The sequence below is a fragment of the Lentzea albidocapillata subsp. violacea genome (assembly GCF_900100275.1).
GTDB lineage: Bacteria > Actinomycetota > Actinomycetes > Mycobacteriales > Pseudonocardiaceae > Lentzea > Lentzea violacea.
In genome coordinates this window covers 109,966-122,648 of sequence record NZ_FNET01000009.1, presented here as the reverse complement: position 1 = coordinate 122,648, position 12,683 = coordinate 109,966, and the positions used below count along the sequence as shown (strand labels likewise).

Here is a 12,683-nt window from a genome sequence, read left to right as displayed (position 1 = left end):
CGGCGATTGGGGCTTTACCTTGAGTGGGCGGGATGCTCCCCTCATGGGCACGGCCGGGCGCTTTCAGCCCGGCCTTTTCCGGCCGTCAAGCATCCCGCCAGAGGCTCAAGGTCAAGCCCCAATCGCAACCCCGCGCAGTTCCGTCACGACCTGACGGACCACCCTCGCAAGGCGACCTCTCGCGCGCCAGCGCAACCACCCCGCTGGAACGCGACAAACGCCCGCAAGCCGACCCGCACGCCAACGCAAAACGGGGGCGCTGCCAGTCCCGGCAACGCCCCCGCCTCACACAAAAACTCAGCTGGAGTAGACCTTCGGATCCAACGTGCCGATGTACGGCAGATCCCGGTACCGCTCCGCATAGTCCAGCCCGTACCCGACGACGAACTCGTTGGGGATGTCGAAGCCGACGTACTTCACCGGCACCTCGACCTTCACCGCGTCGGGCTTGCGCAGCAACGTGCACACCTGCAGCGACCGGGGCTTGCGCGACTGCAGGTTCTTGAGCAGCCACGACAGGGTCAGTCCCGAGTCGATGATGTCCTCGACGATCACCACGTTGCGGTCGGCGATGTCGCGGTCCAGGTCCTTCAGGATGCGCACCACGCCGGAGGACGACGTGGACGACCCGTAGGACGAAACGGCCATGAATTCGAGCTGCACCGGAACGGGCAGCGCGCGGGCAAGGTCGGCCATGAACATCACGGCGCCCTTGAGCACAGTGATCAGCACGAGGTCGGAGTCACCTTCTGGGTGATCAGCCGCGACCTGCTTGGCGAGTTCGGTGACCTTGTCGCTGATCTCCTGCTCGGTGATGAGCACGGATGCGATGTCGCCGTCGTACACGGACAGGTCCCCTCTGCTTAAGACTGTGGTTCCACAACGAGCCTGCCATGCGCGCGCCGCACGACAAAGCCGCCAGGTAGCCAGACACCGCCCTGACCGCGCCATTCACTCACCAGTGCGTCAACGCGGCGCAGATGCGAATCGGACAGTTCGGGCACGCCTTCGTCGATCAGCCACGCCCTGACCACTCTGCGTCGCAAAGCGGCGGGCAACTCTGCGATGTCGTCGACGGCACAGCAGTCGCCGACGAAGGCTTCCGCGAGAGAGTCGAGTGCGTCACAGTCCTCACGCAACTGAGCCGCCGTGCGCGCCAGCGACGAGGCCACGCCGCCTTGCAGCACGTTCTCCAGCAACGGCAGGACCTCGGTCCTCAACCGCACACGTGTGAACGACGGGTCGAGGTTGTGCGGGTCCTCCCACACCTCGATGCCCTGCTCCGCACACGCCGCACGGGTGACGGCGCGCGACACGCCGAGCAGCGGACGGCCCCACGGCGGGTCGAACGCGCGCATGCCGGCGATCGAGCGAGGGCCGGATCCGCGCCCCAGGCCCAGCAGCACGGTCTCCGCCTGGTCGTCCAGGGTGTGGCCGAGCAGCACGACGCCGGACGACGGCTTCAGGGCCGCGTAGCGGGCTTTGCGGGCCGCGGCCTCGGGCCCGCCGCCACCTTCGACGAAGACCGGCTCCACCCGCGCTACGAGACCAAGCTCCGAGCACTGCCGGGCCGCCTTCAGGGCCACGTCGCCCGATCCCGGCTGCAGCTGGTGGTCCACGACGACCGCGGATGCGCCGGGCACCAGCCGTGCCACGGCGGCGGCCAGGGCGAGCGAGTCCGCGCCGCCGGAGACGGCGACCGTCACGTGCTCCGGCCGCACCTCGTCGAGGAAACGGCGGACCGCCGTCCTGATCTCGGCGACCGGTCCGTTCACGGTGACACGCGGCGCAGCCAGCTCATGGGCTCGGCGATCTCGGCGCGGGTCGGCAACGTGTCGGCGGACGTCCAGATCGTGTTGAAGCCGTCCATGCCGACGCGCTCCACCACGTACTCGGTGAACTCCGCGCCCTCCTCGTATTGCCGCACCTTCGCCTCGACGCCGAGCACCGTGCGCAGGATCCGGTCGAGCAGGCCGCCGCCCTTGCGCCGCGCGCTGAAGCGGGTGCGGATGGTCGACACGGACGGGACCACGGTGGGCCCCACCGCGTCCATCACGTGGTCGGCGTGGCCTTCGAGCAAAGTGGACAGTGCGATCAGCCGGTCCAGGATGGCTTTCTGCTGTGGCGACTGGATGAGCTCTATCAGTCCCATCGGGCCGTCGCCGGCGCGCAGCTTGTTGCGGAAGTCGCGGATCACGTCGGTCAGCGGCGCGCGCTCTTCATCCATTGAGGACAGCAGCGCCGTGACCTGGTCGGAGAAGTACCTGCGCAGCCACGGCACGCCGGTGAACTGCAGCCGGTGCGTGCACTCGTGCAGGCACACCCACATGCGGAAGTCGTCGTCCGGCACGTCCAGGGCCTGTTGCGCGCCAACGATGTTCGGCGCGACGAGCAGCAACCGCCCGGCGAGCTGCTCATTGGGGCTGAACGGGTCGTACTGGCCCAGCACCCGCGAGGACAGGAACGCCAGCACGACGCCCGCCTGCACACCGGCCGTACCGGCGAGGATGCCCGCCATCGGACCTGTCTGGCGCGGCATCGCGGGCGCTGTCAGCGCGGCCAGGCCCTGCGCGGCGGCCGCGACCCACGCCGGCCTGTCCACGACCTCGCCCGGCAGCAGCGGCAGTCCCTGGCCGAGTCCGGTCAGCTCGCGGACGTGCACCTCCGCCCGGGGTGCGAGCTCACGAAGTCTGCCTACGACGTGGTCGGCCTCGTCCTTGCCGATCACGGGGCCCGGCCGGACGAGCCGCACGGCGGTCGAAACCGCCAGCTCCCAGTCCACCGGGCCGAGCTCTGCCTCCGTCGCGCCGTTCACGTTTCCGACGCTACCTGCGCCCGGCCCACTACGAACAGCCACAGCCCCGCAACGCGGCGGCCAGCACGTCCAGTGCGGGCCGCACCTCGGTCTCCGGGTTGCGGTTGCTCGCGGACATGAACGAGAACACGAGCACGCGGCCGTCCACGTCGACGACCATGCCGGCGAGCGCGTTGACGCCGGTGAGCGTGCCGGTCTTGGCCCGCACCCAGCCCTTGCCCGGTGCCGCGGTGCCGTCGTAGCGACCGGCGAGGGTGCCGCTGCCGCCCGCGACCGGCAGTGCCGTCAGCAACGGCCGCAGCTTCGCGGTGCGCGCGTCGTCCAGCGTGGGCTTCGCCGCCGTGGTGAGCACGTCGGTGAGCAGCTTGGGCGGGATCTTGTTCGTCGCGGACAGCCCGCTGCCGTCCACGAAGTTCGCCCCGGTGAGGTCGAAACCGTTCTTGGTGAGCACGTCCCGCACGGCCTTCACGCCGCCCGCGAACGACGGCTCGTTGCCCGTCTTGATCGCGATCTCGCGGGCGATCGCCTCGGTCAGCACGTTGTCCGAGATCTGCATCATGTTGTCGACGAGCTGCTCGATCGGCGCCGACTTGATCTCGCCGAGCACCTGCGCGCCCGCCGGGGCCGTGCCTGCCGTGGCCGCGGGTGCCCCGATGCGCTGTGCGAACGCGTCCGCCGCGGCCTGGGCCGGGCTGCCGGTGCGCGTGCCGTTGATGTTGGTCTGGTCGAGTCGGCCGCCGTCGAGCATGAACGGCACGATCGGCGCGACCGAGCCGCCCGCGATGTCCACCGACTCCCACTGCGGCCCGAGCGGCTCGCCCGTGTACCGGCTGAGGTCGAACTGGACCTTGGTGACCGGGCCCTTGGCCTTGACCTGGCCGACCAGGTCGTCGAGCGTCGCGGCGCCGGGGTAGACCGACCGGCCGGGAGCGCCGGAGATCGTCGGGTCGCCACCGCCGACGATGACCACGGTGCCGGGCTCGGCACCCTGGACGACCTTGGTGGACAACTGGTCGGTCTTGTCGAGGCTCAGCAGCGCCGCGGCGGCCGTGAGGATCTTGAGGCTCGACGCCGGGGTCGCGGGCGTGGTGTCGCCCTGCTGCCACAGCGCGGTGCCGCTGGCAGGGTCGATGACGCTGCCGGTGAGCGTGCCCAGCGCGCTGTTGCCCGCGGGTCCGGCCAGCGCCCGCTTCACACCGGCGGGGGTCGGTGCCGGTGCGCCCGCGGTGACCGCCTTGACCAGCGGCTGGACGTTCGCGGGTGCGGCCGGGGGCCTGGTCTCGATCGCCTCGGCGCCGCCGAACTCCTTGACCGCGTAGATCGTGGCGCCGGCCAGGGCCGCGACGACCAGCAGACTCAGGACCGCGAACAGCGGCTTGCGGCTCTTCCTGGGCTCGTCGGCGAGGCGGTCCTCGGGTTCCTCCTCGTAGCCGGTGACGGGTAGGTCCCGGGGCTCCTGGCGCGGAGGCGGCGGTACCGGACGGGCCGGCTCGGCACGTGGCGGTTCCTGACGCTGCGGTTCCTGACGTGGGGGTGCCTGGCCCTGGAGCTGGTCGACGCGCTTGGTCTGCTCGGGACGCGGCTGCCGGTCGGACCTGACCTGCTGGTCGAACCACGACGGTTCCAGGTGCGGCAGCTGGTCGACGCGCGCCGTCTTGCCGGGAGGCACGGAGAGTTCCGCGGTCCTCTGCTCCGGCCTCGGCACGACACGGGTCTGGTCCTTCTTCGGCTCGACGCGCACCGGGACGGCCCGAGGTTGGCCGACTTCTGGACCAATCGCCCCGTGAGACTTCCCACCGGCGGTGTCACCGGAAGGCCTGCCGGAACCGCCGGAACCGGCCGTTGGCACACCTGGGGCGGCGTGACCCGGCCCGGTGGCGTTCGGGGCGGAACGGATCGGCGACGAGCGCGGCGGCTCCTGAGTGGACGGTGCCGAGAGCACCGCGGCGAGCGGCAGACGCATCGTCGGCTGATCCACGGACGGGCGGTTGACCTGCACCGTTGGCTGTGAGGCGGCAGCGACCGACTCGGCGTCGTCGTCCTCGGTCGGCCACTGGGGGTCGTCCGGCAAGAGAGCCTCCGTCAGCTCGGTACGGGCAATCTCACACCCACCAACCGCCGCTCCGATGAGGGTTGACAAGGCGTCGTGGTCCACACTAGTGGGCGTCACGAATGGGCTACATGAGCGAGGACCAGTGGAGTTCGACGTCCTGATCGAGATCCCCAAGGGCGTGCGCAACAAGTACGAGGTGGACCACAAGAGTGGCCGCATCCGCCTCGACCGCACGTTGTTCACGTCGACGCAGTACCCGGCCGACTACGGGTTCATCGAGAACACCCTGGGTGAGGACGGCGACCCGCTGGACGCCCTCGTCCTCGTCCAGGAACCGACGTTCCCCGGCTGCCTGATCGCCTCCCGCGCGATCGGCATGTTCCGCATGACGGACGAGAAGGGCGGCGACGACAAGGTTCTGTGCGTCCCGGCCTACGACCCTCGCCACGAGCACCTGCGGGACATCCACCACCTGGCGGAGTTCGACCGCCTGGAGATCCAGCACTTCTTCGAGGTCTACAAGGACCTGGAGCCCGGCAAGAGCGTCGAGGGCGCGACCTGGGTGGGCCGCACCGAGGCCGAGGCCGAGATCAAGCGCTCCTACCAGCGTCTGAAGGACGCCGAGGCCAGGGGCGAGACGTTCCACTGAGCACGACGAAAAGAGGGGGCCGCTCGAAGCGACCCCCTCTTTTTCATGTCCTGCCCTAGACCGCGATCGCCTCCGCGTCCGCCACGCGCTCCAGGCCCGACCGGGTCGAGAGCGGCTTCTCGCGCAGGAACCACACGAGCACGAACGCCACGATCATCACGATGCCGCCGGTCAGGAAGACCGTGTCGATCGCGCTGGAGAAGCCGTCGAGGAACGGCTTGGCCAGCACCGGGTCGAGGCCGTTGAGGAACTCGGTGTTGTTGATGTCCACACCGCCCCCGCCCTGCAGCATCTTCGCGAACTCCGGGTTCTGCGCCAGAGCGGCCTTGAAGGCGTCGGTCTGCAACGCGGACCGCAGCCCGGAAGCGATCTTGTCGCCGACCGTGGTGAACAGGATCGACAGGAACACCGCGGTACCGACGGTGCCACCGATCTGGCGGAAGAACGTCGCCGAGGCGGTCGCCACGCCCATGTCACGCGGCTCGGCGTCGTTCTGGATCGCCAGCAGCAGCGTCTGCATGCACTGGCCGAGGCCCGCGCCCATGACGAACATGTAGACCATGACCAGCCAGCTCGGCGTGTCCGTGCCGATGGAGCTGAGCAGGAACAGCGCGATCGTCATCAGGCCGGCGCCGATGATCGGGAACATCTTGTAGCGCCCGGTCTTCGACGTGACCCTGCCCGCGATCGCGGTGGCCGACATGATGCCGAACGTCATCGGCAGCAGCATCAGACCGGCCGTGGTGGGCGTGACGCCCTTGACGATCTGCAGGTACAGCGGGATGGAGACCATGCCGCCGAACATGCCGATGCCGAGCACGAAGTTGATCGCGTTGCCCAGCGAGAAGGTGTGGTTGCGGAACATCCGCATCGGCAGCAGCGCCTCGTCGCCCATGCGGTTCTCGACCCACACGAACGCCACCAGGCCGAGCGCGCCGATCACGTACATGGCGATCGACGTCACCGACGCCCAGCCCCACTCGCGGCCCTGTTCGGCCACGATCAGCAGCGGCACCAGGCCGACCGTCAGCGCGATGGCGCCACCGAAGTCGATGCGGTGGTTCACCCGCTGGTGCGGGATGTTGAGCACGCGGGCGACGACGAACAGCGCGAGCAGCGCGATCGGGACGTTCACGAGGAACACCCAGCGCCAGCCGGTGACACCGAGGAACGTGGGGAGACCGGCGAACACGCCGCCGATGACCGGCCCGAGCACGCTGGCCGAACCGAAGACCGCCATGAAGTAGGCGGAGTACTTGCTGCGCTCCCGCGGCGAGATGATGTCCGCCATGATCGCGAACGCGAGCGACATCAGACCGCCGGCGCCCAGGCCCTGCACGGCGCGGAACGCGGCCAGCTCGTACATCGACGTCGCGATGCCCGCTAGCAGCGAGCCGACCAGGAACAGCGAGATCGCCGCGAGGTACATCGGCTTGCGCCCGTAGATGTCCGACAGCTTGCCGTACAACGGAGTCGTGATGGTCGCGGTGATCAGGTAGGCGGTGGTCGCCCACGCCTGCAGCGTCTGTCCGTGCAGCTGGTCCGCGATGGTCTTCATGGCGCTGGCGACGATCATCTGGTCCAGCGCCGCGAGGAACATGCCCAGCAGCAGGCCGGACAGGATCGTCATGATCTGGCGATGCGTCAGGGAAACCCCTGGCGTGGGTGTCGCACCGGTTGTGGTTGACATTTCTAGTTTTCCCCTCCTGCGCGGGTCCCCATCCCGCGTGCGGTCAAAAGCGCCGGAATCGTGCGCTCGTAGTCCTGGACGAAGCGTTCGAACAGGTCCGCGAAGCCCCTGAAGTCCTCGTCGACCCAGTCCGCGAACACCTGCTCGATCGCCTCGTTGCGCTGCCGGCGCCGGCTCAGGATCAGCTCGCGGCCCGCTTCGGTGACCGCGAGAACGCTGGCCCGGCCGTCCGCCGGATCAGCTCGCCTCTCCACGAGTCCGTCCTTCACGAGCCCGGCCACCTGCCGGCTGATCGTGGACGGATCGGAGAGCACCGCCTCCGCGAGCGCACTCGAGCGGCACTCCCCGAGGCCGGAGAGCGTCGCGAGAAGTACGAAGGCGGACTTGTCCATGCCCTGCTTGGCCATCTGATGGCTGACCTGGGCGTGCATCTTGTTCAGCCGCACCATCGCCATGCCGACTCGGTCCGCGAGCTCGTGCTCGGGATCGACGCCGGTACCGAAGCACCTGCCCGGATCGACCATCTGACACCTCGTTGCTTGTATCACCCAACTAGTTGCTCGGTACAAGCATCCATCTCGGTCCACTGATACGCAAGTGAGTTCCGAGTCTCACTCCACAGCGGAGTGGTACGGACGCGCCGAGTAGTGGTTACCGACGGGTAGCAACTTGGGTTACTCGTCGGTAGCATCGCTCTCATGAGCCAAGACGTGTCGTTCATCGCCGATGCCATGAAGCAGGCGGTGCCTTACGTGAAGAACACGGGCATCGAGTTCGAGGAGGTCTCCGCCAGCCGCATCGTCGCGTCGCTGCCGGACACCCCGACGCTGCACAACCACATCGGCGGGCCGCACGCCGCCATGATGTTCGGCCTCGGCGAGTCCGCGTCCGGTGCCGTCGTGATGGCCGCGTTCGCCGCGCACCTCGGCAAGGCCACGCCGCTGGCCGTCCGCGCGGAGATCGCGTACAAGAAGATCGCGATGGGCCCGTTGCGCGCGGAGGCCGTGCTGGGACGCTCCGCGGACGAGGTGCTGGCCGAACTGGAGTCCGGCACGCGGCCCGAGTTCCCCGTCACGATCACGATCACCAACGCCGAGGGCGTGACCACCGGCGAGATGACCGTCGTCTGGACGCTGAAGCCCGTACGCTGAACTGGGCATCTCCGTATCTCAGTTCGGAATCGCGGTGAACCGATCCGATCCGAATACGTAACCTTGGCCACACCGCTCCGGGCAGGCAGTATTCCGGGTCATGTCGGGGTGGAGAAGTGTGGGCGGAGTCGTGCTGGTCCTGCTCACCGCAGGATGTGCCGCACAGGTGCAGTCGAGGCCCGTTGCGGTGGAGAAGCCGGCCGAGGACGCGCCGGTGACGGCGTCGTCGTCCGCGGTGATCCCGCCCGCCCAGCTGGGCATCAGCGTGGCGTCGATCGTCGACGGCCGTTCCGTGATGCTCTCCGACGGGTCGAAAGCCGAGGTCAGCGGCCTCGCACAGCCGGGGCCGTGCTGGGCTGAGGCCGCCGGCAGCTTTGCCAAGGCGATGCTGCTGAACCAGCAGGTTCGTTACGACCGCGCGACCGGCGCGCTCAGCCTCACGGACGGCACCGACTACGCGTTGCTCGCGCTGGGCAACGGCGCCGGGCGCACCGCGGGCGCGCCGACACCGGGCCAGAAGGAAGCCGAAGGGGCCGCACAGCGCGTCCCGATGGGCCTCTGGGGAGCGCCGTGCGGTGGCAAGGACGCCCTGGAGACCTCCACTCCCCCGCCTCCGCCACCACCGCCGGCCCCGACCACGACGACGAAGCCGCCCGCGCCGCCCAAGCCGAAGCCCGTCTTCTACGCGAGCTGCGACGAGGCACGCTGGGCAGGCGCGGCGCCGCTCTACTGGGGCCGGCCTGGCTACCGCATCGAACTCGACGGGAACCGCAACGGCGTCGCCTGCGAGTCCCGCTACAGCAGCGGGTATCGCTGACCGGCGGGCAATAGCCTCAGCGGCATGAAGCTGGACAGCGCTGCCGTCGACTACACGCCAGGCGAGGCCGGGGCCATCGCGAAGCGGGCGGAGGACCGGGGTTACGACGGGTTCTGGCTCGCCGAGACCAAGCACGACCCGTTCCTCGCGCTGGCCGGCGCCGCCGCGTCGACCGAGCGGATCGAGCTCGGCACGGCGATCGCGGTGGCGTTCGCGCGCAACCCGATGACCGTCGCGACCACGGCCAACGACCTCCAGTTGCTCTCCGGGGGCCGGTTCAACCTCGGGCTGGGTTCGCAGGTGGAAGCCCACATCACCAAGCGCTTCGCCATGCCGTGGGGCAGGCCGGCCGCGCGCATGCGGGAGTTCGTGCTGGCGATCCGCGCCATCTGGCACGCCTGGGAGACCGGCGAGCGGCTGGCGTTCCGCGGCGAGTTCTACCAGCACACGCTGATGACGCCGTTCTTCGATCCCGGCCCGAACCCGCACGGCACCGCGCCGATCTACCTCGCGGGCGTCGGCGGACTGATGACCGAGGTGGCGGGCGAGGTCGCGGACGGCTTCCTGTGCCACAACTTCACGACCGAGCGGTACCTGCGCGAAGTCACGCTGCCCGCGCTCGAACGCGGCCGCGCGAAGGCCGGGAAGACGTTGGAGGGCTTCGAGATCAGCGGCCCGGTGTTCGCCGCGACGAACGACCAGGAGATCGCCGACGTCAAGCGGCAGATCGCTTTCTACGGGTCGACGCCCGCGTACCGGCCGGTGCTGGACCTGCACGGCTGGGGCGCGCTGCACGAGGAGCTGCACCGCATGTCACGGCGGCAGCAGTGGGCGGAGATGAGCGAGCTGATCACGGACGAGGTGCTGGCCGAGTTCTGCGTTCTCGGCACCCCGGAGACCGTCACGGCCGCCCTGCTGGACCGGTACGGCGACGTCGTCACCAGGGTTTCTCCGTCGAGTGCGGTGCTTCAACGCCCGGAGAAGTGACTGAGCCCCTGACGTGCCAGCTCGGCGTGGAACGCGTCGAGCTCGGCGCGCACTCTCGAGACGCCCCTCTTGCGGATCCACCGGCGTCTGCCGACGGTGGCCGCGGTCAGGGCGAAGGGCAGTGCCAGCAGGGTCAGGGCCAGCATCATGATCATGTTGTCTCCTCAAGGGTTGCGAACAAGCAACGACCAATCGAGACATCGCTTACGGTACCGGCTCGAACGCCACCCAGGTGGAGCAAAGTCACCGACAGCAACTCAGTTCTTGACTAATTTTGTTTTCGGTGTGACGCTGGGGCCATGTTCGAAGTGGCGGTGATCGAGGATCCTTCCGCGGCCGAGGTGTCGCTGGACCCGGTGCGGGCGCGACTGCTCGCGGAGCTGGTGGAGCCCGGATCGGCGACGATGCTCGCCGCGAAGGTCGGGCTGCCCAGGCAGAAGGTGAACTACCACCTGCGCACGCTGGAGCAGCACGGCCTGGTGGAGCTCGTCGAGGAACGGCGCAAGGGCAACGTGAACGAGCGCCTGATGCAGGCGACCGCCGCGTCCTACGTCATCTCTCCGATGGCGCTCGCGGCCGTGCAGCCGGACCCGGCGCGGTCACCCGATCGGCTATCCGCCCGATGGCTGCTGGCGGTCTCCGCCAGGCTGGTGCGCGACGTCGGCACGTTGCTCACGGGCGCGACCAAGGCGAAGAAACGGCTCGCGACCTTCGCGCTGGACGGCGAGGTCAGGTTCGCCACGGCGGCGGACCGCGCGGCGTTCGCCGAGGAGCTCGCCGGGTTCATGACGCAGCTGGTCGCCAAGTACCACGACGAACAGGCCGAAGGAGGGCGCCCGCACCGAGTCGTCGTCGCCCTGCACCCCAGCGTGAACGCCAAGGAGGAAGAGTCGTGACGCACGAGTTCGAGATCAGCAAGGAAGTCGAGGTCGACGGAACTCCCGAGCAGGTCTGGGACGCCATCGCGACCGGGCCGGGCATCGACTCGTGGTTCATGGGCCCGCACACCGTCGACGGGCGCCTGGGCGGCCGCATGTCGCTCGACCTGGGCTTCTTCCAGGAAGCCTCGACGATCACGGCGTGGGAGCCCGGCAAGCGCCTTGCCTACGAGGGCGACAAGGGCGAGGACGGCACGTTCCACGCGATGGAGTACCTGATCGAGAGCCGGGAGCAGGGCTCGACCGTGCTCCGGTTCGTGCACAGCGGCATCCTCGCCGACGGCTGGGGCGACGAGTTCGTCGACCAGCAGTCGAAGGGCTGGGACATGTACCTGTTCACGATGGCCGAGTACGTGAAGCACTTCGCGGGCAAGCACGGCGTGTACGTGTTCGCCCAGTGGCCGCCGCAGCCCGAAGGGGCCGACAACTGGCCGGTGCTGCTCAACGCGCTCGGCATCCCCGAAGGCGCGCAGGTCGGCGACAAGGTCACCCTCGAACCGTTCGGCATCCACGGCGTCGTCGACTACCTGGTCGAGCACGACCAGCACAACTTCCTGGGCGTGCGCGGCCCGGAGGGCATCTACCGGTTCCACGGCACCAACGCCGTCGGCCACCACCTGTTCGGTGACGCGACCGGCCAGGCCGAGAAGTGGCAGGCGTTCCTGAATCAGACCGTCGGCGGACAGACCTCGTAGACGTAGTCCGCGTGCCCGTACGGCACCACGTTCCGGTCGCGGCGGATCACCGAGACCCGTCCGCCGCGATCGGCGCAGGACTTCCGGAAACCCTCGTCGGTGTACTCGATCTGGAAGAAGTCGTTGCCGAACGCGTCGGCATACGCGTTGCACTCGTCGCGAGCCTGGCAGTCCTCGGCGATGGCGAAGTCGAAGCCGATCTCCTTCTTGCCCGCGTCACCGAGTTCGGCGGTGTTCTTCTGTGCCACCGCAAGGCCCTGTTCGTGCGCGTACCTGACGAACGCCTTCATGAACTCCTTGGTGGCGTTGAGGTCGAACGCCCCCTCGGCCCTCGTGTAGGAGTCGAGGTTGTCCGGCTCGACGCCCTTGTAGAAGGCCGTCTTGCAGTCCTTGATCCACTTCTTCTGGATCTCGAGGATCCTGTTCCGCTTCTCCCCGGTGGAGATGTCGAGAATGCCCTCGGCCCACTCCGGGTCGATCGCGACCTCACCGTCCGGCTTCGTCACCAGCAGGTCGGCGTGGTTCTTGCGCCACCAGTCGAGCCCGCCCTCCATCGAACTGGGCTGCGTCTGCAACGCGTTGAGGTAACAGATGTTGTAGCGCCGACCGTCGATGATCTTGCTCCGGTCGCGCACGACGATCTTGACCGGCACGTCCGGCTGGTAGGCGCCGCCGAGCTGGTAGTCGAGCTGCCCACCGGCCGGCGGCAACTCGCGCGGCGGCAGGTCCGGCTCGCCCGAGCAGGAGGCGACCAGCAGGAGCAGGGCGGCCACCACCGCGGTGGTTCTCATGCGCGGCAGTCTGTCACTCGCGGAGTTGCGCAGGCGTAACAGCACAGCACTCCGTTGCTCTTGAATGAGATCCAGCTTCCTGGTTACGCCGTTGGGC

At 68.8% G+C, this 12,683-nt stretch carries 14 protein-coding genes; 6 read left to right on the top strand and 8 right to left on the bottom strand.

The window, feature by feature from the left end:
* Positions 1–297: 297 nt before the first annotated feature.
* From hpt to dacB, 4 genes are read right to left on the bottom strand one after another with little or no spacing between them, the layout of a single operon-like run.
* The gene (gene hpt, locus BLR21_RS21200; RefSeq protein ID WP_030477529.1) at positions 298–846 is read right to left on the bottom strand and encodes a hypoxanthine phosphoribosyltransferase; all 549 of its coding nucleotides are present in this window, start codon (positions 844–846) and stop codon (positions 298–300) included.
* A gap of 17 nt (positions 847–863) precedes the next feature.
* Positions 864–1,775, bottom strand: coding sequence for a tRNA lysidine(34) synthetase TilS (gene tilS / locus BLR21_RS21195; protein ID WP_090007555.1), 912 nt, complete (start codon positions 1,773–1,775; stop codon positions 864–866).
* Entirely contained in the window at positions 1,772–2,815 is a 1,044-nt protein-coding gene (locus BLR21_RS21190; RefSeq protein ID WP_090007554.1) for a zinc-dependent metalloprotease, read from the bottom strand. Before BLR21_RS21190 ends, tilS begins: the two co-directional genes overlap by 4 nt.
* 28 nt (positions 2,816–2,843) lie before the next feature.
* Positions 2,844–4,886, bottom strand: coding sequence for a D-alanyl-D-alanine carboxypeptidase/D-alanyl-D-alanine endopeptidase (dacB, locus tag BLR21_RS21185; RefSeq protein WP_143027804.1), 2,043 nt, complete (start codon positions 4,884–4,886; stop codon positions 2,844–2,846).
* Between the two features lie 124 nt (positions 4,887–5,010).
* Here dacB and BLR21_RS21180 point away from each other — a divergent pair, with 124 nt between their 5' ends.
* A complete protein-coding gene (locus tag BLR21_RS21180; RefSeq protein ID WP_090007794.1) occupies positions 5,011–5,517 on the top strand; it encodes an inorganic diphosphatase in 507 nt (168 codons plus the stop codon).
* Between the two features lie 55 nt (positions 5,518–5,572).
* Here BLR21_RS21180 and BLR21_RS21175 read toward each other — a convergent pair whose 3' ends face one another.
* Both BLR21_RS21175 and BLR21_RS21170 read right to left on the bottom strand, forming a co-directional pair.
* Positions 5,573–7,207, bottom strand: a complete 1,635-nt coding sequence (locus BLR21_RS21175) for an MDR family MFS transporter (RefSeq protein ID WP_090007552.1) — start codon at positions 7,205–7,207, stop codon at positions 5,573–5,575.
* Positions 7,208–7,209: 2 nt separating this feature from the next.
* Positions 7,210–7,731, bottom strand: a complete 522-nt coding sequence (locus BLR21_RS21170) for a MarR family winged helix-turn-helix transcriptional regulator (protein WP_090007551.1) — start codon at positions 7,729–7,731, stop codon at positions 7,210–7,212.
* Between the two features lie 174 nt (positions 7,732–7,905).
* Here BLR21_RS21170 and BLR21_RS21165 point away from each other — a divergent pair, with 174 nt between their 5' ends.
* From BLR21_RS21165 to BLR21_RS21155, 3 genes are all read left to right on the top strand, one after another.
* Positions 7,906–8,358, top strand: coding sequence for a DUF4442 domain-containing protein (locus BLR21_RS21165; protein WP_090007550.1), 453 nt, complete (start codon positions 7,906–7,908; stop codon positions 8,356–8,358).
* A gap of 118 nt (positions 8,359–8,476) precedes the next feature.
* Positions 8,477–9,175: an excalibur calcium-binding domain-containing protein gene (locus BLR21_RS21160; RefSeq protein ID WP_218130918.1), complete on the top strand. Its 699-nt coding sequence runs from the start codon at positions 8,477–8,479 to the stop codon at positions 9,173–9,175.
* 24 nt (positions 9,176–9,199) lie between these two features.
* Entirely contained in the window at positions 9,200–10,162 is a 963-nt protein-coding gene (locus BLR21_RS21155) for a TIGR03617 family F420-dependent LLM class oxidoreductase (RefSeq protein ID WP_090007549.1), read from the top strand.
* Here BLR21_RS21155 and BLR21_RS42625 read toward each other — a convergent pair.
* Positions 10,144–10,317, bottom strand: coding sequence for a hypothetical protein (locus BLR21_RS42625; protein WP_157512937.1), 174 nt, complete (start codon positions 10,315–10,317; stop codon positions 10,144–10,146). The two genes, BLR21_RS21155 and BLR21_RS42625, sit on opposite strands and share 19 nt — an antisense overlap.
* A 144-nt stretch (positions 10,318–10,461) precedes the next feature.
* Between BLR21_RS42625 and BLR21_RS21150 the strand changes: the two genes are divergently transcribed.
* Together BLR21_RS21150 and BLR21_RS21145 are read left to right on the top strand one after the other, a co-directional pair.
* Positions 10,462–11,058, top strand: a complete 597-nt coding sequence (locus tag BLR21_RS21150; protein ID WP_176929727.1) for an ArsR/SmtB family transcription factor — start codon at positions 10,462–10,464, stop codon at positions 11,056–11,058.
* Positions 11,055–11,795: an SRPBCC family protein gene (locus tag BLR21_RS21145; protein WP_090007548.1), complete on the top strand. Its 741-nt coding sequence runs from the start codon at positions 11,055–11,057 to the stop codon at positions 11,793–11,795. Before BLR21_RS21150 ends, BLR21_RS21145 begins: the two co-directional genes overlap by 4 nt.
* On the opposite strand, the gene BLR21_RS21140 is transcribed toward BLR21_RS21145, so the two are convergent.
* Positions 11,768–12,586 (bottom strand): endo alpha-1,4 polygalactosaminidase, encoded by an 819-nt coding sequence (locus BLR21_RS21140; RefSeq protein ID WP_143027803.1) that lies wholly within the window; start codon positions 12,584–12,586, stop codon positions 11,768–11,770. The two genes, BLR21_RS21145 and BLR21_RS21140, sit on opposite strands and share 28 nt — an antisense overlap.
* Positions 12,587–12,683 lie beyond the last annotated feature (97 nt).

Coding starts and splice junctions, on each gene's coding strand:
- BLR21_RS21175 (WP_090007552.1), bottom strand. CDS start 7,207: ATGTCAACCACAACCGGTGCGACACCCACGCCAGGGGTTTCCCTGACG.
- BLR21_RS21170 (WP_090007551.1), bottom strand. CDS start 7,731: ATGGTCGATCCGGGCAGGTGCTTCGGTACCGGCGTCGATCCCGAGCAC.
- BLR21_RS21165 (WP_090007550.1), top strand. CDS start 7,906: ATGAGCCAAGACGTGTCGTTCATCGCCGATGCCATGAAGCAGGCGGTG.
- BLR21_RS21155 (WP_090007549.1), top strand. CDS start 9,200: ATGAAGCTGGACAGCGCTGCCGTCGACTACACGCCAGGCGAGGCCGGG.
- BLR21_RS42625 (WP_157512937.1), bottom strand. CDS start 10,317: ATGATCATGATGCTGGCCCTGACCCTGCTGGCACTGCCCTTCGCCCTG.
- BLR21_RS21150 (WP_176929727.1), top strand. CDS start 10,462: ATGTTCGAAGTGGCGGTGATCGAGGATCCTTCCGCGGCCGAGGTGTCG.
- BLR21_RS21140 (WP_143027803.1), bottom strand. CDS start 12,586: ATGAGAACCACCGCGGTGGTGGCCGCCCTGCTCCTGCTGGTCGCCTCC.